Raw genomic sequence first — 19,566 nt, 5'->3', positions numbered from 1 at the left:
ACCAAAACTTTTTGGAGCAGTCACCTCCAAAAGACAGTTGTCCTGCCCAGCCTTCGGCAAGATTGCTGCCTTTGAACAAAAATTGAAGACGGATTCAGGGTAAAACAGTAACAGGGGGAATCAGGATGGGAAAATATCAGCCGAAGCATCATATTCGTTTTGTCACGGCATCAAGCTTGTTCGACGGTCATGATGCCTCGATTAACATCATGCGGCGCATTCTTCAGGCAAGTGGTGCCGAGGTGATTCACCTTGGCCATAACCGCTCGGTGGAGGAGGTTGTCAATGCCGCGATTCAAGAGGATGTGCAGGGGATCGCCATTTCCTCCTATCAAGGCGGGCACGTTGAATATTTTAAATATATGTATGATTTATTAAAAGAAAAAGGGGCGCCGCACATTCGTATTTATGGCGGTGGCGGCGGTGTCATCATTCCGAGGGAAATAAAAGAGCTTCATGAGTACGGAATCGCTCGTATTTTTTCACCAGAGGATGGGCGCCAGTTTGGCCTTCAGGGCATGATCGACCAGATGATTGAGGAATGCGATTTTTCAACGGTCGACACTAGCACAGTCGAGCAGATTGAAAAGCTGCCTTCAGGGGATACCAATGCAATTGCCAAGCTGATTACGCTGGCAGAGCTAAATGTTGATAAGAATAAGGAAGCCGCAGCAACGGTCGAAACGGCCATGGAAAAAGTAAGAGCGCTGGAGCAGAACATCCCGGTAATCGGTATTACCGGGACGGGCGGTGCTGGAAAAAGCTCGCTCACCGACGAATTAATTCGTCGGTTTATCAATGAGTTTCCTGACAAAAAGGTAGCGATTCTATCCGTTGACCCAACTAAGCAAAAAACGGGCGGCGCGCTACTCGGGGATCGCATCCGCATGAATGCCATTTTTTCACCGAATGTTAATATGCGGAGTCTGGCAACAAGACGTTCAAAAAATGAGCTTTCTCTTGCTATTAAAGATGCGGTTGCCGTAACAAAGGCTGCTGGCTTTGATCTGGTCATCGTCGAAACTAGCGGTATCGGTCAAGGTGATGCAGAAATCACGGAAATTTGTGATATTGCCCTCTATGTGATGACGAGTGAATTCGGGGCGCCTTCACAGCTAGAAAAAATCGATATGATTGATTATGCTGATCTGATTGTCATTAATAAATTTGAGCGCAAAGGTTCTGAAGATGCCAAGCGCCAGGTGCAAAAGCAATACCAACGTAGCCATATGCTATTTGAAAAAGACTACGAGGAAATGCCGGTGTACGGCACGATTGCCAGCCAGTTTAATGATGCCGGCACAAACGCTTTATTCGCGGCCCTGATTGAAAAAATAAATGAAAAAATGAATACAGATTGGGTCACCTCTTTTCACAAAAATGCTGCGGTGGAAAAGCAAAATGTCATCATTCCAACAGACCGTCGTTATTACTTACGGGAAATCTCCGATACGGTCCGCGGCTATCATAAAAAGGCAGAGGAACAGGCCAATATTGCCCGGAAATTATTCCAGCTTGAAGGGGCGATTGCAGCTGTAAACGACCCAGTCGTGATTGCAGCGTTGTCGGCTGTTAAACAAGAAACCGAAGCTCAATTGACGCCGGAATCAAAACGGATCCTCGACAGCTGGGAACAAACAAAACAGGCTTATTCCGGCGATCGGTTTGTAACAAAAATCCGCGATAAAGAAATTATTACGATTTTAAAAACAAAAAGTTTATCCGGACTTGATATTCCAAAAGTGGTACTGCCGAAATACAAAGATTATGGTGAAATTCTTCGCTGGGTGTACCGCGAAAATGTTCCTGGGTTCTTCCCGTACACAGCAGGGGTGTTTCCGTTTAAGCGTGAAGGTGAAGATCCGAAACGGCAGTTTGCCGGTGAGGGTACACCGGAGCGCACAAACCGCCGCTTCCACTATTTATCGAAGGATGATACGGCGAAACGCTTAAGTACGGCGTTTGATTCCGTAACGTTGTACGGCGAAGACCCGGATTACCGTCCAGATATTTACGGGAAAGTCGGCGAGAGCGGCGTTAGCATTTGTACGCTGGATGACATGAAGAAGCTGTATGACGGCTTTGATTTATGCCATCCATCCACATCTGTTTCTATGACCATCAACGGTCCAGCACCGATTATTTTAGCGATGTTCATGAATACAGCGATTGACCAGCAGGTGAAGAGAAAAGAGGCCGAATTAGGCCGCGTGCTGACGGTTGAAGAATTTGCGGAAGTGAGGGCCTATACGTTAAAGACCGTCCGCGGCACGGTACAGGCTGATATTTTAAAAGAAGACCAAGGCCAGAATACTTGTATTTTTTCAACAGAATTTGCGTTACGGATGATGGGGGACATCCAGCAATATTTCATTGACCATCAAGTTCGTAACTATTATTCGGTATCGATTTCCGGTTACCATATCGCTGAAGCAGGTGCCAATCCGATTTCCCAGCTGGCGTTTACGTTGTCAAACGGCTTCACCTACGTTGAGTATTACTTAAGCCGCGGAATGAAGATTGATGATTTTGCACCCAACCTGTCATTCTTTTTCTCTAATGGTTTGGATCCGGAATATACCGTTATCGGCAGGGTGGCACGCCGCATTTGGGCAACAGTCATGCGGGAAAAATATGGGGCAAATGAGCGCAGTCAGAAATTGAAATATCATGTGCAAACGTCCGGCCGTTCGCTGCATGCCCAGGAAATCGACTTTAATGATATCCGTACCACTCTTCAAGCATTAATGGCCTTGCATGATAACTGCAATTCGCTGCATACGAATGCATATGATGAAGCCATTACCACCCCTACTGAAGAATCGGTACGAAGGGCAATGGCGATTCAGATGATTATTACAAAAGAGCACGGGTTAACGAAAAATGAAAATCCGCTGCAGGGTTCGTTTATCGTAGAAGAACTGACCGATCTTGTCGAAGAGACCGTGCTGCAGGAATTTGATCGCTTAAATGATCGCGGCGGGGTTTTAGGAGCTATGGAAACTCAGTATCAGCGCGGCAAAATTCAAGATGAGTCGATGTATTATGAAATGCAGAAGCACACGGGCGAATTGCCGATTATCGGCGTGAATACGTACTTGAATCCTAATCCGCCATCTGAAGAAGCAGTGGATAATATGGAGCTTGCGCGTGCAACAAAAGAAGAAAAAGAGCTGCAAATTCACTATTTACGTTTATTCCAAGAGGCCCATATGGAAGAGGCTCAGGCTGCATTGAAACGGTTAAAAGAAACAGCAGTCAGCGGCGGCAATATTTTTGCTGAATTGATGGAAACGGTAAAAGTGGCCAGCCTTGGCCAAATCACTAGGGCTCTTTATGAGGTAGGCGGACAATACCGTCGGAATATGTAAAAAATAATGCACACCCTTTTGCTAAAAAAGAGTCGAGGTTTTAGGTTAATTTTGATACAATGGCTTTCGGGCCATTGTATTTTTTTACAAAAGGACCCTCACTCCGATATAATAAAATGGACAAATAGTTGGCAGGTGTTCTCCATGAAACCGGGTATCATCATCATTATTCTTATTATTTTTGCCTGGCCATTATATTACTTATATCAACGTCAATTGGGTGCCATTTCGTTTCTGTTGCTGGCGATCTTTTTTCTTTATATTTCGATGAAAGAAAGGAAAAAGACAAAGAGTCAGAACAAGAACGGCACTGATTGAGCAGGCTTCTGAAAAAATAAGGACAAACAGCAGTTTGAACTAGCATAAACGGAAAGAATTTGTTTATAATGAAGAATATGTCTATTTTCCAAATGTCCGTTAATCACTCCTTTAACGAGTGTTAAATAGAGAAAGGAAGTGCCTAAATTGAGTTTAGCACAATACTCAAAAGAGGAATTACGCGAGTTATCCCTCATTGAAATGGCTTATGAATACTTAAAAAATAACAAGCAGCCGATCGCTTTTATGGATCTTGTGAATGAAATTGCTGCTGCTGCAGGACTTACTGAAGAGGAAATCAGAACAAGGCTGGCCCAGTTCTATACAGATGTCAATATTGATGGCCGATTCCTTTCCTTAGGGGACAATCGCTGGGGCCTTCGCGTGTGGTATCCAGTCGATACATCTGAGGAAGAAATAGTGACCACAACAAAACCGAAGAAGAAAAAGGCTAAGAAAGTTGTGGATGAAGACGAGCTTGATGATTACGATGAAGTTGAAGATGAAGATTACGATGAAATCGAAGACTTTGAGGATGAAGATGATCTTCTTGAAGAGGACGAAGATTTCGATGAGATCGATGAGGTTGACGAATTTGAAGACGACGATGTAATCGAAGACGACGAAGACTTTGATCTCGGGGAAGATGAAGATCTAGAAGATGACCTCGAGGAAGAAGAGGAACTGGATGAGGAACTAGAAGACGAGGAAGAAGAAGATTTGTAAGCTTGACTTTTTAATCTTTCCCTTGTATCATCTTTTTTGGGCTCCTTAAAAAAGGAACGAAGCCGTATGTGATAATAATGCGCTCCCTTACAACCATGTAAGAGGGGCGCTTTTTATTTTTTTAAAAGGTTTTTAGAAAGGCTCTCTTACCAAAAGGGATCTTGATTGAATTTTAATTTTTTTCAAAAAGCCCTTTAACAATCAAAATTATGCACAAACTGTATCAGAGGGGGATTCATAATGACAAAGTATATTTTTGTAACCGGTGGTGTAGTGTCATCACTCGGAAAGGGAATTACAGCAGCATCATTAGGGAGATTATTGAAAAATCGAGGATTAAATGTAACGATTCAAAAATTTGACCCTTATATTAACGTCGACCCTGGAACGATGAGCCCTTATCAGCACGGTGAAGTATTTGTTACCGATGACGGTGCCGAAACGGATTTGGATTTAGGGCACTATGAGCGTTTTATTGACATTAACTTAAATAAGTACAGCAACGTGACGACTGGGAAGGTTTATTCGGCTGTCCTCCGCAAAGAGCGCCGCGGGGACTACCTTGGTGCGACAGTACAGGTTATTCCGCATATCACAAATGAGATTAAAGAACGCCTTTTCCGTTCAGGCAAAGAAACGAACGCGGATGTAGTGATTACAGAAATCGGAGGAACTGTTGGCGATATCGAATCCTTGCCATTTTTAGAGGCAATTCGTCAGATTAAAAGCGATATCGGCAGTGATAATGTCATGTACATCCACTGTACACTGATTCCGTACATTAAAGCAGCAGGCGAAATGAAAACAAAACCGACACAGCATAGCGTTAAAGAACTGCGCAGCTTAGGTATTCAGCCAAATATCATTGTCGTTCGGACAGAAATGCCAGTATCTCAGGATATGAAAGATAAAATTGCCTTATTCTGCGATATTGATTCCAAGGCTGTGATCGAATGCCGTGACGCTGACACACTTTATTCCATCCCGCTTGCGATTCAAGATCAAAACATGGATCAAATTGTTTGTGATCATTTGAAATTGGCAACACCGGAAGCAGATATGACCGAATGGAAAGCGCTGGTTGACCGTGTGCTTCATCTTTCAAATAAAACACGAATCGGCCTTGTCGGTAAATATGTTGAGCTTCAAGATGCCTATATTTCGGTTGTAGAAGCTCTTAAGCATGCAGGGTATGCGTTTGACACGGACGTTGAAATAAAATGGATTAATTCTGAGCATGTGACAGCAGAAAACGTCGCAGAATTGCTAGGTGATGTGGACGGAGTGTTAGTGCCGGGCGGCTTCGGCGACCGTGGTATCGATGGCAAAATTGAAGCAACTCGCTATGCGCGCGAGCAAAAGAAACCATTCCTTGGAATCTGCCTTGGCATGCAGCTGGCAACGATCGAATTTGCCCGAAACGTCTTAGGCTACACAGATGCCCATTCTGCTGAATTTGTTCCTGACACCAATTATCCAATTATCGACTTGCTTCCAGAGCAAAAGGATGTTGAAGACTTAGGCGGAACACTAAGACTTGGTCTTTATCCATGCCGTCTCGTTTCTGGTACGAAAGCATTTGGAGCATATGAAGAAAACGTGGTGTACGAGCGCCATCGCCACCGTTACGAATTTAACAATCAATACCGTCAGGAAATGGAAGAAGCAGGCTTTGTATTCTCAGGTACAAGCCCTGACGGCCGTCTAGTGGAAATCGTCGAAATTAAAGATCATCCATGGTTCGTTGCATCACAATTCCATCCAGAATTTGTATCAAGACCAACAAGACCACAGGCATTATTCCGCGATTTCGTTAAAGCAACATTACAAAAATAATATTTAAGTGAAGCCAGTTCTCGTTCATGCGGGAGCTGGTTTTTGGTTTGAAGTTATTTTAGTGTGAAATTTGGTTTTGGGGGAACGAAACGACCGAGATTGGCACTAAACCAGTGAGATGAAAGACGATTATTTAGTGATGGAAATGGGAAATGTCATTTTGGAAGTGAAATTAAAGACAATGTTTCAGGAGGAGAACCGAGAATTGTTCTTCATAGGTGAAATGAAGGACAATTTTTCAGGAGGGGAACCGAGATTTGTTCTTCATAGGAGAAATGAAGGATAATTTTTCAGGAGGGGAAGCGTGGTTTGTCCTTCAACAGTGGAATGAAAGACAATGCTTCAGAAGGGGAACCGAGATTTGTTCTTCATAGGTGAAATGAAGGACAATTTTTCAGGAGGGGAAGCGTGGTTTGTCCTTCATCAGTGGAATGAAAGACAATGCTTCAGAAGGGGAACCGAGATTTATTCTTCATAGGAGAAATGAAGGATAATTTTTCAGGAACAGAACCGAGAATTGTCTTTCATCAAAGAAATGAAAGACAATTCTCGGAAAAGGAATCAGGATTTGCTTCTCATTTGTGAATGGACCCGCGATCCCCTAATCATATACGGTTTAGAAAAAAGAATTAATGAACCATAAAGTGAGAATCGGCCTTGATCCGGTTCATGAGAGAGCGGGTTTACTCCTCATCCTCATAATCCGCCAAAATTTCCTCTATCGTAAATTTCAATCCATAATAGACAAATAATCCGGCCATGGCGGAAGGGTAGCCATAGCGGTTGCCTTCGTCATCAGGAAGCAGGCCTTTCGTTAACTGCAAATCAATATGAACATCTGCAAGGGCCGGCAAGCTGCCTGCTGAGACATCGGCCAGTTCGGATTCGCCGCCAGCTGCGGAATCTAAAACAGTAGACACAGCTACGAACGGGATGAATTTTTCCTGGAGCCGTTCAGCAAGCGCGACCGCAGCTTCATCGTGGGCATTCCGCGAAAAAATTAGGACTCGGTCCGTGTTCGTTAGCAAGGTTTCTTTTTCAGCAGTCAGCTCTTTTGCAGATTTCAGCGGTTCTGCGCCTTCCACTGCTTCGAACTCAACAGCCTTCATTTCTCTTGCGCCCCAAATATAGATCGTGCCATCGCCAGAAGGAGCTTGGGCCAGGAGTCTTGCCCCGTCTTCAAAAGAAAACTCTTCCGATTCTGATATTTTTTTAAAAAGTCCCATTAATTGGGTTGTAAACATTTTCAGCATAAAAATCCTCCTTTTTTGCCACTTTTATTATAGACATATTTAGAAAAATTTCACCAAAATATAGGAAGGATATTTCCGATTGATGGAGAAATTAATAGAGGATGTATAAAAATAACGGTATAATACAAATCTATTAAAAGTTAGGAAGAGGTGGAAGAGATGAAAGAGAAAATTTTAATCGTTGACGATCAATTTGGTATTCGTATTTTACTTAATGAGGTTTTCCAAAAAGAAGGATACCAAACATTTCAAGCTGCCAATGGCGTTCAAGCTCTTGATATTGTAGAAAAACATTCACCTGATCTTGTGTTGTTGGACATGAAAATTCCTGGGATGGATGGAATTGAAATTTTAAAACGAATGAAACGAATTGATCCGGATATTCGTGTCATCATAATGACTGCTTATGGGGAGTTGGACATGATTCAAGAAGCTAAGGATCTTGGTGCCATTACTCATTTTGCCAAACCGTTTGATATCGATGATATTCGTGCAGCCGTCAAAAAACACATACCGCAGCGGGCTAAATAGCATTCGCTGCTGGTCCGGTTTTTTTTGCGGCTTTTTTTTTGCCATATTTTAACGGATGGAAAAACAGGAAATATTGGCGGCGCTTTCATTATGACAGTTTGCAAAACTCTGTTAGATTAATAGCATTTCTTGAATTGTTTTGATATGATACATATGAACTTTAACCTGCCTGTTTCTTTTCTTTAGCGTACATATTCAGTAAATTTGAGGGAAACCATTTATATGAAAAACCCTAAATAGAAAAGAAATTGGTCCAATTTAAGGAGGAATAGAAATGCCTTTAGTTTCAATGACAGAAATGTTGAAAAAAGCAAAAGCAGAAGGCTATGCAGTTGGTCAATTTAACTTGAATAACCTTGAGTTTACTCAAGCCATTCTTCAAGCTGCTGAAGCAGAAAAATCACCGGTTATCCTTGGTGTTTCCGAGGGAGCTGCCCGCTATATGTCAGGTTTTAAAACCGTTGTAAAAATGGTTGAAGGCTTGATGGAGGATTTAAAAATTACTGTTCCAGTAGCGATTCATCTTGACCATGGTTCAAGTTTTGAAAAATGTAAAGAAGCTGTAGATGCTGGTTTTACTTCTGTTATGATCGACGCTTCTCACCATCCATTTGAAGAAAACATCGCTACAACTGCGAAAGTAGTGGAATACGCTCATTCAAAAGGTGTTTCTGTTGAAGCTGAATTAGGTACAGTTGGCGGACAGGAAGACGATGTAGTTGGAGAAGGTATCATTTACGCTGACCTAAATGAGTGTGTTGAGCTTGTAAAACGCACAGGTATTGACTGCCTTGCACCTGCTCTTGGTTCCGTTCATGGACCATACCAAGGTGAACCAAACCTTGGGTTTAAAGAAATGGAAGAAATCGGAAGTGCTACAAACCTTCCACTTGTTCTTCATGGTGGTACAGGTATTCCGACAAAAGATATCCAAAAATCAATTTCTCTTGGTACTGCAAAAATTAACGTAAATACAGAAAATCAAATTGCATCTGCAAAAGCTGTTCGTGAAGTGTTAGCAGCGGATAAAGAAGTATACGATCCACGCAAATACTTAGGACCTGCACGCGAAGTTATTAAAGAAACTGTTATCGGCAAAATGCGCGAATTCGGTTCTTCAGGCAAAGCGTAAGCATCGTTCTTTTTAAAGGAATGGAAAAACTCGGACAAGTTTTGTGATTTTTTTCAATTGTGATAAAATAAAACCGCCCTCTTATAAGGGCGGTTTCAATGTGTTGAAAGACAATAGTCGAAAAAAATGGAGGGAAAAGACATGAAGTTTTTTATCGATACAGCAAACTTGGAAGAAATTCGGGAAGCATATGACCTTGGATTACTAGCAGGAGTTACGACCAATCCTTCACTTGTAGCGAAAGAAAAAGGCGTATCCTTCCATGAACGATTAAAAGAAATTACAGCTCTTGTTCCTGGCTCCGTCAGTGCGGAAGTTATCGCTCTTGATGCAGAAGGAATGATCCGTGAAGGAAAAGAACTTGCTGCCATCGCTCCAAATATTACAGTGAAAATTCCGATGACACCAGAAGGCTTAAAAGCTGTACATGCGTTGTCAAAAGAAGGAATCAAAACGAATGTTACGTTAATTTTTAATGCCAACCAGGCACTTCTTGCTGCAAGATCAGGTGCCAGTTATGTATCTCCATTCCTTGGCCGCCTTGATGATATCGGTCAGAATGGCCTTGATTTAATCTCCACCATTGCAGAAATCTTCGCGGTTCATGGAATTGAAACAGAAATCATCGCTGCCTCCATCCGCCACCCTATGCATGTAACCGAAGCAGCGTTAAGAGGCGCGCACATTGCTACAATCCCATATAATGTTTTAATGAATTTGACCAAGCATCCGTTAACAGATAAGGGAATCGATGCATTCCTTAAAGATTGGAAATCCCGAACAGAAGCCTAAAGTTTTGAAAGTTTTTCCATTTTCGAGTAATTTTTTTATTTTACATACATGAAAATAAATTTTTCGTGTAAACTATAAGTTAGGCATACTTTCGGATTTTTGATTGTCAATAGAGGAAATTACAGCCAACAGCCTCGTTTGTTAAGGTTTTAAGTGGGGCAATCGGCGTTTGCCGGCTGCCCTCTGAATATACCCTTTTGAAGTTTAAAGAGTTCAGACGAAAACCATTATTAATGACTTGCAAGGCTTAGAAGGGAGTCGAAAATGGAAAAACTCAAAATTGCTGGCGGATATCCGTTAAAAGGAACTGTGCGTATCAGCGGTGCAAAAAACAGCGCCGTCGCTCTTATTCCCGCAACGATTTTAGCAGAATCACCGGTAACGATTGAAGGACTGCCGCATATTTCTGATGTGGAAATCCTCAAAGATTTACTTGAGGAAATTGGCGGCAAAGTACAAATCACAGATGATGAAATGACCGTCGACCCGTCCACCATGATTTCCATGCCATTGCCAAATGGAAAAGTGAAAAGGCTTCGTGCCTCTTATTATTTAATGGGCGCTATGCTTGGCCGCTTTAAAAAGGCAGTGATTGGGCTTCCTGGAGGCTGTCATTTAGGTCCTAGACCCATTGACCAGCATATCAAAGGCTTCGAGGCACTTGGAGCACAAATTACAAATGAACAAGGTGCGATATATCTTCGTGCGGATGAACTTCGCGGTGCCCGAATTTATCTTGATGTTGTCAGTGTCGGCGCAACGATTAATATCATGCTTGCTGCCGTAAGAGCAAAGGGGCGCACTATCATTGAAAATGCGGCAAAAGAGCCGGAAATTATTGATGTGGCCACCCTCCTGACAAACATGGGCGCGAAAATTAAAGGGGCCGGAACGGATGTTATCCGGATTGACGGGGTTGAAAAGCTTAACGGCTGCCGCCACACGATTATACCGGACCGAATTGAAGCAGGTACTTATATGATTTTGGCCGCTGCCATCGGCGATGGAATATTAATCGATAATGTCATTCCTCAGCACTTGGAATCATTAACGGCAAAACTGAGGGAAATGGGCATACATGTAGACTCTGGCGACGATCAAATTTTTGTCGGCGGCGCAGAAAAATTAAAAGCGGTTGATATTAAAACACTTGTCTATCCCGGCTTTCCAACTGATCTACAACAGCCTTTTACAACGCTGTTAACAAGGGCACACGGTTCAAGTGTTGTAACCGATACCATTTATGGTGCCCGATTTAAGCATATTGATGAGCTGAGAAGAATGAATGCCAACATTAAGGTAGAAGGACGCTCGGCGATTATAAACGGTCCTGTTCAGCTGCAGGGGGCAAAAGTGAAGGCGAGTGATCTGAGAGCAGGTGCGGCATTGTTTATTGCCGGATTGATGGCAGAAGGAATCACTGAAGTAACGGGACTAGAACATATTGACCGTGGATATAGTGAACTTGTGGAAAAATTAAATGGCTTGGGCGCAACCGTTTGGCGGGAATCGTTAACAAAAGAAGAAGTGGAACAACTCAAAAATACGTAAAATGGGCTGCTCCAAAATAGGACAAGGTATTCATCCCATTTTTAGTGAGTGGAATAATTTTACACACTACAAGAAAAACTTTTCAGACAAGAATCTTTACAACATTAGGACTCGGGGAATTTTTAAAATATAAACTTTCTATAGATAGACAAACGAGAACAATGGGGGATGGAATGAAATGGAAAGAAGTTTAACGATGGAGCTTGTTCGTGTTACGGAAGGAGCAGCACTTGCTTCTGCACGCTGGATGGGGCGGGGAAAAAAAGACGAGGCGGATGGAGCGGCAACATCTGCCATGCGAGATGTGTTTGATACGGTACCAATGAAGGGAACGGTTGTCATTGGGGAAGGGGAAATGGACGAAGCGCCGATGCTGTATATTGGCGAAAAGCTTGGAACTGGCTACGGACCTCGCGTCGACGTGGCTGTTGATCCTCTTGAAGGCACCAATATTTTGGCATCCGGGGGCTGGAATGCACTCGCGGTGTTGGCCGTTGCGGACCATGGCAACCTGCTTCACGCTCCAGACATGTACATGGAAAAAATCGCAGTTGGACCAGAAGCAGTAGGTCTTGTGGATATTAATGCTTCTGTACTCGATAACTTAAAAGCGGTAGCAAAAGCGAAAAATAAAGATATCGAGGATGTTGTGGCAACAGTTTTGAATCGCCCGCGCCACGAGCATATTATTGCCCAGCTGCGCGAGGCAGGGGCAAGAATCAAGCTGATTAACGACGGCGATGTGGCTGCAGCCATTAATACTGCTTTTGATAATACTGGCGTGGATATTCTTTTTGGTACAGGCGGCGCGCCTGAAGGCGTTATTGCTGCTGTTGCCTTAAAATGTCTCGGCGGCGAACTGATGGGGAGATTGCTGCCGCAAAACGATGCAGAAATAGAGCGCTGTCAAAAAATGGGGCTGGATGTTAACCAAGTGCTTCGCATGGATGACCTCGTAAAGGGAGACGACGCTATTTTCACCGCAACAGGTGTAACCGACGGAGAATTGCTGCGCGGTGTCCAATTCAAAGGCTCCTACGCTTCCACACACTCAGTTGTCATGCGTGCCAAATCCGGCACCGTGCGCTTCATCGAAGGACGTCACAGCCTGAAAAAGAAACCAAACCTTGTCATTAAATAGGTGTCTGCACCACGATGGTGCCTGATACAATTCGGAGGAAACGGGTGGTGCCTGAAACCACCCATTCTTCCTTACATGCTTTGTTAAGGTTCATTGGTGATTTTGCCTCCATAATGTTTGGAAAGAAGATCAACAGACAAATGTAACAAAATGATAAATAAAACTCCGAAACCTCAAGAGGAATCCTTCCAGAAAAAAATTCCAACGACTGATCGATTAAATCTAGTTGATTAATTTTTTATTCAGAGGGTAAAATAGAAATTGTTTTATATAGTTATTTTCTGCAATTCTATTCATTTCTATCAACTTCTATTTCCATTCCTCTAATCTATTGAATCCCCGCTGGAAAACTTTAGCGGTATGTAAAAGGAAAATTCTTAAAGAGTGGTGTACAAATGGAATTAACAATTTCAATTTTAGAAAATATGAAACTGAAGGAACTTTATGAGCTTGCCCGCGAGTATAAAGTGACTTATTACAGCAAATTAACGAAAAAAGAGTTAATTTTTGCGATCTTAAAATCCCGTGCAGAGCAGCAGGGTTATTTTTTCATGGAAGGCGTACTGGAAATTATTCAGTCGGAAGGTTTCGGTTTCCTTCGTCCGATTAATTATTCGCCTAGTTCTGAGGATATTTACATCTCGGCATCGCAAATCCGCCGCTTTGACCTTCGCAACGGGGACAAAGTTTCTGGAAAAGTGCGTCCGCCAAAAGAAAATGAACGCTATTTCGGCCTTCTGCACGTAGAAGCTGTAAACGGAGAAGATCCGGAATCGGCAAAAGAACGGGTCTATTTCCCAGCCTTAACACCGCTTTATCCAAATCGCATGATGAAGCTCGAAACCACACAAAAATATTTGTCCACTCGGATTATGGATTTGGTGGCCCCTGTTGGCTTCGGGCAGCGCGGTTTGATTGTTGCTCCTCCAAAGGCTGGTAAAACCATGTTGTTAAAAGAAATTGCCAACAGCATTACAACCAATCATCCTGAAGTAGAATTGATTGTTCTGTTGATCGATGAACGTCCGGAAGAGGTTACGGACATCGAGCGCTCTGTCGCTGGTGATGTGGTCAGTTCGACGTTTGATGAAGTACCTGAAAATCATATTAAAGTGGCCGAGCTTGTGCTTGACCGTGCGATGCGTTTAGTAGAACACAAGCGTGATGTTGTCATTTTAATGGATAGTATCACCCGCCTTGCCCGTGCCTATAACCTTGTGATTCCGCCAAGCGGCCGGACGCTTTCTGGGGGGATTGACCCGGCGGCGTTCCACCGTCCAAAGCGTTTCTTCGGAGCTGCCCGAAACATTGAAGAGGGCGGCAGCTTAACGATTTTGGCGACGGCCCTGGTTGATACCGGTTCACGCATGGACGATGTCATTTATGAAGAATTTAAAGGTACAGGTAACATGGAACTTCACCTTGATCGTTCACTAGCAGAACGCCGAGTATTCCCGGCGCTTGATATCCGCCGTTCTGGTACACGTAAAGAAGAGCTTCTGATTCCGAAGGACCATCTCGATAAATTATGGGCGATTCGCAAATCAATGTCTGATTCTCCGGACTTTGCCGAGCGCTTCTTGAAAAAATTAAGACAAACTAAGTCCAATGAAGAATTTTTCGAACAGCTTGGCGAAGAATTAAAATCAAGACGCAGTTAGTGGGTTTGTGTAAGAACGGAAATCAACAGCCAAGTTTCCCAGCCTTATAAAAAATAAGGCTGGGCCAAAAAATCCCAACTTGCAAAACTGGGGTCTCGTTGGTATAATAAGTACAGTGTGTTTTTAGTAATGACAGTGCTTGTAAAAGACAAGCACTTGATGATAACTCTGTTTCTTAATGATTCAGGGCGGAAGGAGATGAAAAGAATGAAAGCAGGAATTCATCCAAATTATCAAAAAGTAACGGTGAGTTGCGCATGCGGCAACACTTTCGAAAGCGGTTCGGTTAAACAAGCAATCCGCGTTGAAACTTGCTCTGAGTGCCATCCGTTCTATACTGGACGTCAAAAATTCGCTGAAGCTGGCGGACGTGTTGATCGTTTCAACAAAAAATACGGTCTTAAACAACAATAATGTGAAGCTTCCCTCAGTGGGAAGTTTTCCTTCCTTACTGAAGGTTAGTTGAACATATCGGGCTTTTACGGGCAGCAGCTCCTTAGGGGAAACTGTCCGTTTATGCGAATAATTTTGCACTAGGAACAGGCAAGAAGAAACACGGCTTGCCTGTTTTTTATTGGACTATTCTCTTTGTACATTCAACCTGTTTCGAACTGGGGCGCTCATTTAGAGAGAGTTGGCAGGTTTTTTTTAATATAGATCGATAATAAATACTTAATTAACGGCCGAGAGTGTTTCTGCGGTCATTTTTAGAAAAACATGTTAAGGGTTCGTAAGAGGAAGGAGACGCGCGTTATGTATTTAATGAAGCAAAGCGGTTGGGTTGAGATTATCTGCGGCAGTATGTTTTCTGGGAAGTCGGAGGAATTGATTCGCCGCGTCAGACGAGCTCAATTCGCTAAACAAAAAATAGCTGTGTTTAAACCAAAACTGGATAATCGCTACAGTGAGCAATCTGTAGTCTCCCATAATGGCTCTTCTTTTCGTGCGAAGCCAATTTCTCATTCAATCGAGATCTTGCATCATGTGGAAGCGGATATCGACATCATTGCAATTGATGAAGTGCAGTTCTTTGATGAAGGTATTGTTAGGGTGGTTCAGCAGTTGGCGGACAGCGGCCATCGTGTGATTGCGGCGGGTCTTGATCAAGATTTTCGCGGTGAGCCATTTGGACAAATGCCAGCTTTAATGGCCATTGCTGAAACTGTTACAAAACTACAAGCAGTCTGCTCTGTTTGCGGTTCACCAGCAAGTCGGACCCAGCGCCTTATAAACGGTCATCCTGCAAGCTACCATGATCCAGTTATCTTGGTCGGCGCTGCTGAAAGCTACGAGCCGCGCTGCCGACACCATCACGAAGTACCTGAAAAAAGCATCACCATTACAACTGAGTGTTCTCGGAATTTATCCAATAGCTAATATAGGTGCCTGACACCGTAAAAATGTCCTTCAAACATAGTGAAGGACATTTTTTGATTTTAAGCTATTTGAAAGCTAGTGGATAATTTTTCCGCTATGTAAAGTAAGAAGACCGCAGCGGCCATGCTCTGAAATGAGGGTAAGTTTTTTTCATAAATAAAAAAATATAGATTTTAACTTTGAAAATTGTCTAGCGCAAGTGTCCTTCGCCCTCCGCCTTACGATAAGTCAAGCACGAATGCATTGACGCTCTTCGTGTTTCTTTTATCCCAGATGGAGTGCTCCAGCCATACGCTGCTGACCGGGGTGCTTGCGTTTTTCTTAATAACTTGCTTCATAGTAAAAATTGTTGATGAATTTGGTTTTGACCTGGGATTTGACCTATACTATAATTAGAATGTTATGGACTAGAATGAAACAGGCAAGCCTGTATGAGTATAGAGATGCAAGGTATAAAATTTGAGGTGAAGAAACGTGTTTGATCGTCTGCAATCTGTAGAGGATCGTTATGAAAGATTAAATGAGCTTTTAAGCGATCCGGAAATTATTAATGATGCAAAAAAATTAAGAGAATATTCGAAAGAACAAGCAGATCTCCAGGAAACTGTACAAACTTACCGCCAATATAAAGAAGCGAAGGAACAGTTTCAGGATGCCAAAGCTATGCTGGATGAGAAGCTGGATGCGGAAATGCGCGAAATGGTGAAGGAAGAGGTCAATGATCTTGAAGCGCAAATCGTGGAATTAGAAGAACGGTTAAAAATACTTCTTGTGCCAAAAGACCCGAATGACGACAAGAACGTCATCATGGAAATCCGTGGTGCAGCGGGCGGCGAAGAGGCTGCTCTGTTTGCGGGAACGTTATACCGGATGTATAGCCGTTATGCAGAATCACAGGGTTGGAAAACTGAAGTGGTTGATTCCAATGAAACGGGGCTTGGCGGCTTCAAAGAAATCATTTTTATGATCAATGGAACTGGTGCATATTCCAAATTGAAATTTGAGAACGGTGCACATCGTGTTCAACGTGTACCGGAAACAGAATCTGGCGGCCGGATTCATACTTCTACGGCGACAGTTGCCTGCCTGCCGGAAGCTGAAGAATTTGATATTGAAATTAACGATAAGGATATCCGTTTCGATACGTTTGCTTCAAGCGGCGCCGGTGGACAGAGTGTTAACACCACCATGTCTGCTGTTCGTTTAACACACATCCCGACAGGTATTGTGGCAACGAGTCAGGATGAACGCTCGCAGCATAAAAATAAGGACAAAGCGATGAAAATTTTGCGCGCTCGTATTTATGACAAATTCCAGCAGGAAGCACAGGCTGAATATGATCAGCAGCGCAAATCCGCGGTTGGTTCTGGTGACCGTTCTGAGCGGATTCGCACTTACAATTATCCGCAAAACCGGGTGACTGACCACCGCATTGGCTTAACCATTCAAAAGCTTGATCAGATCATCGAAGGCAAGCTTGATGAAATCATCGAAGCACTTGTCCTTGAAGACCAAGCGAAAAGATTGGAAAATGCTGCAAATGAGTAAAAAAGTGTTCGAAGCTCTGAAATGGGCTTCTTCTTTTTTAATTTCTAATGAGCGCGATGAGAATGCCGGGGAGCTGTTGCTGCGGCATTTCAGCAATATGTCGCGCACCCAGCTGTTTGCTAATATTCGCGAGGAACTGGATCCCGGGGTGTGGGAAAAGTTTGAGGCTTCAGTTAAAGAACATGTCCGCGGCGTCCCTGTTCAGTATCTAATCGGTTCGGAGGAATTTTACGGCCGGCGTTTTACCGTAAATCCTGCCGTCCTCATCCCCAGACCAGAAACCGAAGAACTCGTCTACGGCGCACTCGAAAGGATCTCAAAACTATTTGCCGGAAAATCGTCCCTTCGGCTCGTTGATATCGGCACTGGCAGCGGCGCTATTGCCATCACCATGAAACTTGAACTGGAGAAGCTGCTGATGCCTTCTATGGTGCCTGACACCAATACTACTACGTCGCCATTGTTAATGGTGTCAGGCACCGATATTGCATTGGATTCTCTGGAGGTGGCTAAGGAGAATTCGTTGCAGCTTGGGGCGGATGTTGAGTTCCTTCTCGGAGATTTGTTGGCACCATTTATGAAGCGGGGAGAAAAGCTGGATGTGGTGATGTCGAATCCTCCTTATATTCCTCTAGGTGATCAAGTGTGGATGTCGGAGGTGGTGACGGACCATGAGCCGCACCGAGCTTTGTTTGCGGGCGAAGACGGTTTGGACTTTTACCGCCGATTTATGAAGGAGCTGCCGTTGGTACTGGCGCCGGCCGCCCTTGTTTGTTTTGAAATTGGTGCAGGTCAGGGTGAAGCAGTTGCTTCGCTTCTTCGAAATACGTTTGCGAACGCACAGGTTGAAATAGTGAATGATATAAACGGGAAAGATCGGATGGTTTTTGCGGAAATTGGCTTCGGAGTGTAGGGCTCCGGAGCTTTTTTTAGGTTATAGAGCATGTGGGATTTTAGGTGCTATCAAAATAAATAGGCGGATTCTAGTTACGCCGTCGCACAAGAACGAAGGCGTAGAGTAAGCCCTTTCGTTAAATGAAGTAGCAAATTTAGAAGGCTTTTGTTTCGTTTATGTAGAAAAGTATAATACGGATGTTCTCAACTATACGAAGTCTCATCGAAAAAATACTAAATTTTAATAGTTTAAGATTCTGGCATTTTGTCCACAATGATGATAGTGAAGGGACGGTGCTGGAGATGAGAGGAAAAGTTGTAGTATGGGCTTATTTGATTTTATTATCGTTTGGTACGATGTTAAGTTTATATATGCCAAAGACGGAAGCAGCAGCAAAAGAGTCGATTGTTATTCCTGGGGAGGCCATCCGTCTGCGGATTCTCGCTAATAGTGATCTTGATGCTGACCAGGCTCTTAAGCGAAAAGTGCGTGATGCAGTCAATGCACAGATTACCCTATGGGTGCAGGATTTGACCTCCATGGAAAAAGCGAGAGTGGTAATCAAGGAGAAATTGCCTGAAATTAAGGCGATTGCAGAAAAAGTAGTGCAGGAACAAGGGTCAAATCAAACGGTGAAGGTGCAGTTCGGAAAGGTACAATTCCCGACGAAATTATATGGTCAGTTCCTATATCCTGCTGGAGAATATCAGGCGGTATTAATAACATTGGGAAAAGGGGAAGGTGCCAATTGGTGGTGCGTCCTTTATCCACCGCTTTGCTTCCTTGATTTTTCAAATGGAGTGGCAGTAAGCAGGGGCTTTAATGACAAGGTGGAAGCAGCAGAGAATAAATCACCAGAATCAGACGGAAAGAAAGAGGTGCCGTCTACTGCCGATCAGATGGCTGACAAAAACCAAAATCAGAACAAGCAAAAGGGCCAAAATGATTCCAATTCAGCAGATAATCAAGATTCAAATGGTAGAGCAGTTAAAAATCAAAATGATTCCAATTCAGCAGATAATCAAGATTCAAATGGTAGAGCAGTTAAAAATCAAAATGATTCCAATTCAGCAGATAATCAAGATTCAAATGGTGGAGCAGTTAAAAATCAAAATGGTTCCAATTCTTTAGAGAACCAAGGTTCCCAGGATCAAGCAGTTAAGAATCAAAATGAAGAGGACGATGCAGATCCAAAGGACTCAGGAATAAACACTACTTCTGAAGATGAGAAGTCCCCCAATGCCGACAAAGAATCGTTAGCTGCTGATGAGAATCCGCCAGCACATAAATCTGTAAAACAAAGGGCTCCAGTTTACACAGCAGAAGATGAGCAGCCGGTAAAAGTAAAATTTTTCGTCGTAGAGCTTTGGGAAAAGCTATTTGACTAATCATATGAAACCAGTCCAAACAGACGGACTGGTTTTTTGCATCCAA

General features: G+C 43.3%; 15 protein-coding genes and 1 pseudogene. 15 read left to right on the top strand and 1 reads right to left on the bottom strand.

Annotated elements, in window-relative coordinates; genetic code table 11:
* Positions 1–125: 125 nt before the first annotated feature.
* The 4 genes from icmF to pyrG all read left to right on the top strand — a co-directional run bounded on the left by icmF (position 126) and on the right by pyrG (position 6,251).
* Positions 126–3,371 carry a fused isobutyryl-CoA mutase/GTPase IcmF gene (icmF, locus tag HPT25_RS06845; RefSeq protein ID WP_173061820.1) on the top strand — a complete coding sequence of 1,082 codons (3,246 nt, stop codon included), beginning with the start codon at positions 126–128 and terminating at the stop codon, positions 3,369–3,371.
* A 144-nt stretch (positions 3,372–3,515) separates the two neighbouring features.
* Positions 3,516–3,689: a hypothetical protein gene (locus HPT25_RS06840; RefSeq protein WP_173061817.1), complete on the top strand. Its 174-nt coding sequence runs from the start codon at positions 3,516–3,518 to the stop codon at positions 3,687–3,689.
* Positions 3,690–3,836: 147 nt separating this feature from the next.
* Positions 3,837–4,415, top strand: a complete 579-nt coding sequence (gene rpoE / locus HPT25_RS06835) for a DNA-directed RNA polymerase subunit delta (protein WP_173061814.1) — start codon at positions 3,837–3,839, stop codon at positions 4,413–4,415.
* Positions 4,416–4,655: 240 nt separating this feature from the next.
* On the top strand, positions 4,656–6,251 hold the full coding sequence (pyrG, locus tag HPT25_RS06830) for a CTP synthase (protein ID WP_173061811.1): 1,596 nt from the start codon (positions 4,656–4,658) through the stop codon (positions 6,249–6,251).
* Positions 6,252–6,934: 683 nt separating this feature from the next.
* Here the strand turns inward: pyrG and HPT25_RS06825 are convergent.
* Positions 6,935–7,504, bottom strand: a complete 570-nt coding sequence (locus HPT25_RS06825; protein WP_173061808.1) for a DUF2529 domain-containing protein — start codon at positions 7,502–7,504, stop codon at positions 6,935–6,937.
* 159 nt (positions 7,505–7,663) lie between these two features.
* Between HPT25_RS06825 and HPT25_RS06820 the strand changes: the two genes are divergently transcribed.
* The 11 genes and pseudogenes from HPT25_RS06820 to spoIIR form a co-directional block, all read left to right on the top strand.
* A complete protein-coding gene (locus HPT25_RS06820) occupies positions 7,664–8,035 on the top strand; it encodes a response regulator (protein ID WP_173061805.1) in 372 nt (123 codons plus the stop codon).
* A gap of 274 nt (positions 8,036–8,309) precedes the next feature.
* On the top strand, positions 8,310–9,167 hold the full coding sequence (locus HPT25_RS06815) for a class II fructose-bisphosphate aldolase (RefSeq protein ID WP_173061802.1): 858 nt from the start codon (positions 8,310–8,312) through the stop codon (positions 9,165–9,167).
* 141 nt (positions 9,168–9,308) lie between these two features.
* The gene (gene fsa / locus HPT25_RS06810) at positions 9,309–9,959 is read left to right on the top strand and encodes a fructose-6-phosphate aldolase (RefSeq protein WP_173061799.1); all 651 of its coding nucleotides are present in this window, start codon (positions 9,309–9,311) and stop codon (positions 9,957–9,959) included.
* Between the two features lie 264 nt (positions 9,960–10,223).
* A complete protein-coding gene (murA, locus tag HPT25_RS06805; protein ID WP_173061796.1) occupies positions 10,224–11,510 on the top strand; it encodes a UDP-N-acetylglucosamine 1-carboxyvinyltransferase in 1,287 nt (428 codons plus the stop codon).
* Positions 11,511–11,688: 178 nt separating this feature from the next.
* Positions 11,689–12,651 (top strand): class II fructose-bisphosphatase, encoded by a 963-nt coding sequence (gene glpX / locus HPT25_RS06800; RefSeq protein WP_173061793.1) that lies wholly within the window; start codon positions 11,689–11,691, stop codon positions 12,649–12,651.
* 395 nt (positions 12,652–13,046) lie between these two features.
* On the top strand, positions 13,047–14,312 hold the full coding sequence (gene rho, locus HPT25_RS06795) for a transcription termination factor Rho (RefSeq protein ID WP_173061790.1): 1,266 nt from the start codon (positions 13,047–13,049) through the stop codon (positions 14,310–14,312).
* 207 nt (positions 14,313–14,519) lie between these two features.
* Positions 14,520–14,726, top strand: a complete 207-nt coding sequence (rpmE, locus tag HPT25_RS06790) for a 50S ribosomal protein L31 (protein WP_173061787.1) — start codon at positions 14,520–14,522, stop codon at positions 14,724–14,726.
* A gap of 339 nt (positions 14,727–15,065) precedes the next feature.
* On the top strand, positions 15,066–15,689 hold the full coding sequence (locus HPT25_RS06785) for a thymidine kinase (RefSeq protein WP_173061784.1): 624 nt from the start codon (positions 15,066–15,068) through the stop codon (positions 15,687–15,689).
* A gap of 474 nt (positions 15,690–16,163) precedes the next feature.
* Positions 16,164–17,237 (top strand): peptide chain release factor 1, encoded by a 1,074-nt coding sequence (gene prfA, locus HPT25_RS06780; protein WP_173061781.1) that lies wholly within the window; start codon positions 16,164–16,166, stop codon positions 17,235–17,237.
* The gene (gene prmC / locus HPT25_RS06775) at positions 17,230–18,150 is read left to right on the top strand and encodes a peptide chain release factor N(5)-glutamine methyltransferase (protein WP_173061778.1); all 921 of its coding nucleotides are present in this window, start codon (positions 17,230–17,232) and stop codon (positions 18,148–18,150) included. The genes prfA and prmC overlap by 8 nt, the downstream gene beginning before the upstream one ends.
* A gap of 284 nt (positions 18,151–18,434) precedes the next feature.
* Positions 18,435–18,942: pseudogene (gene spoIIR / locus HPT25_RS29455) on the top strand (stage II sporulation protein R); the annotation flags it as partial.
* Positions 18,943–19,566 lie beyond the last annotated feature (624 nt).

The sequence above is a fragment of the Neobacillus endophyticus genome, from assembly GCF_013248975.1.
Classification (GTDB): domain Bacteria; phylum Bacillota; class Bacilli; order Bacillales; family Cytobacillaceae; genus Neobacillus; species Neobacillus endophyticus.
This window is presented reverse-complemented; position numbering and strand designations above follow the sequence as displayed.

Excerpts from the sequence above, each read along its gene's own strand:
- HPT25_RS06785 (WP_173061784.1), top strand. The coding sequence starts at position 15,066 with ATGTATTTAATGAAGCAAAGCGGTTGGGTTGAGATTATCTGCGGCAGT.
- HPT25_RS06825 (WP_173061808.1), bottom strand. The coding sequence starts at position 7,504 with ATGCTGAAAATGTTTACAACCCAATTAATGGGACTTTTTAAAAAAATA.
- pyrG (WP_173061811.1), top strand. The coding sequence starts at position 4,656 with ATGACAAAGTATATTTTTGTAACCGGTGGTGTAGTGTCATCACTCGGA.
- rpmE (WP_173061787.1), top strand. The coding sequence starts at position 14,520 with ATGAAAGCAGGAATTCATCCAAATTATCAAAAAGTAACGGTGAGTTGC.
- HPT25_RS06820 (WP_173061805.1), top strand. The coding sequence starts at position 7,664 with ATGAAAGAGAAAATTTTAATCGTTGACGATCAATTTGGTATTCGTATT.
- icmF (WP_173061820.1), top strand. The coding sequence starts at position 126 with ATGGGAAAATATCAGCCGAAGCATCATATTCGTTTTGTCACGGCATCA.
- HPT25_RS06815 (WP_173061802.1), top strand. The coding sequence starts at position 8,310 with ATGCCTTTAGTTTCAATGACAGAAATGTTGAAAAAAGCAAAAGCAGAA.
- glpX (WP_173061793.1), top strand. The coding sequence starts at position 11,689 with ATGGAAAGAAGTTTAACGATGGAGCTTGTTCGTGTTACGGAAGGAGCA.
- murA (WP_173061796.1), top strand. The coding sequence starts at position 10,224 with ATGGAAAAACTCAAAATTGCTGGCGGATATCCGTTAAAAGGAACTGTG.
- HPT25_RS06840 (WP_173061817.1), top strand. The coding sequence starts at position 3,516 with ATGAAACCGGGTATCATCATCATTATTCTTATTATTTTTGCCTGGCCA.
- prmC (WP_173061778.1), top strand. The coding sequence starts at position 17,230 with ATGAGTAAAAAAGTGTTCGAAGCTCTGAAATGGGCTTCTTCTTTTTTA.
- fsa (WP_173061799.1), top strand. The coding sequence starts at position 9,309 with ATGAAGTTTTTTATCGATACAGCAAACTTGGAAGAAATTCGGGAAGCA.
- rho (WP_173061790.1), top strand. The coding sequence starts at position 13,047 with ATGGAATTAACAATTTCAATTTTAGAAAATATGAAACTGAAGGAACTT.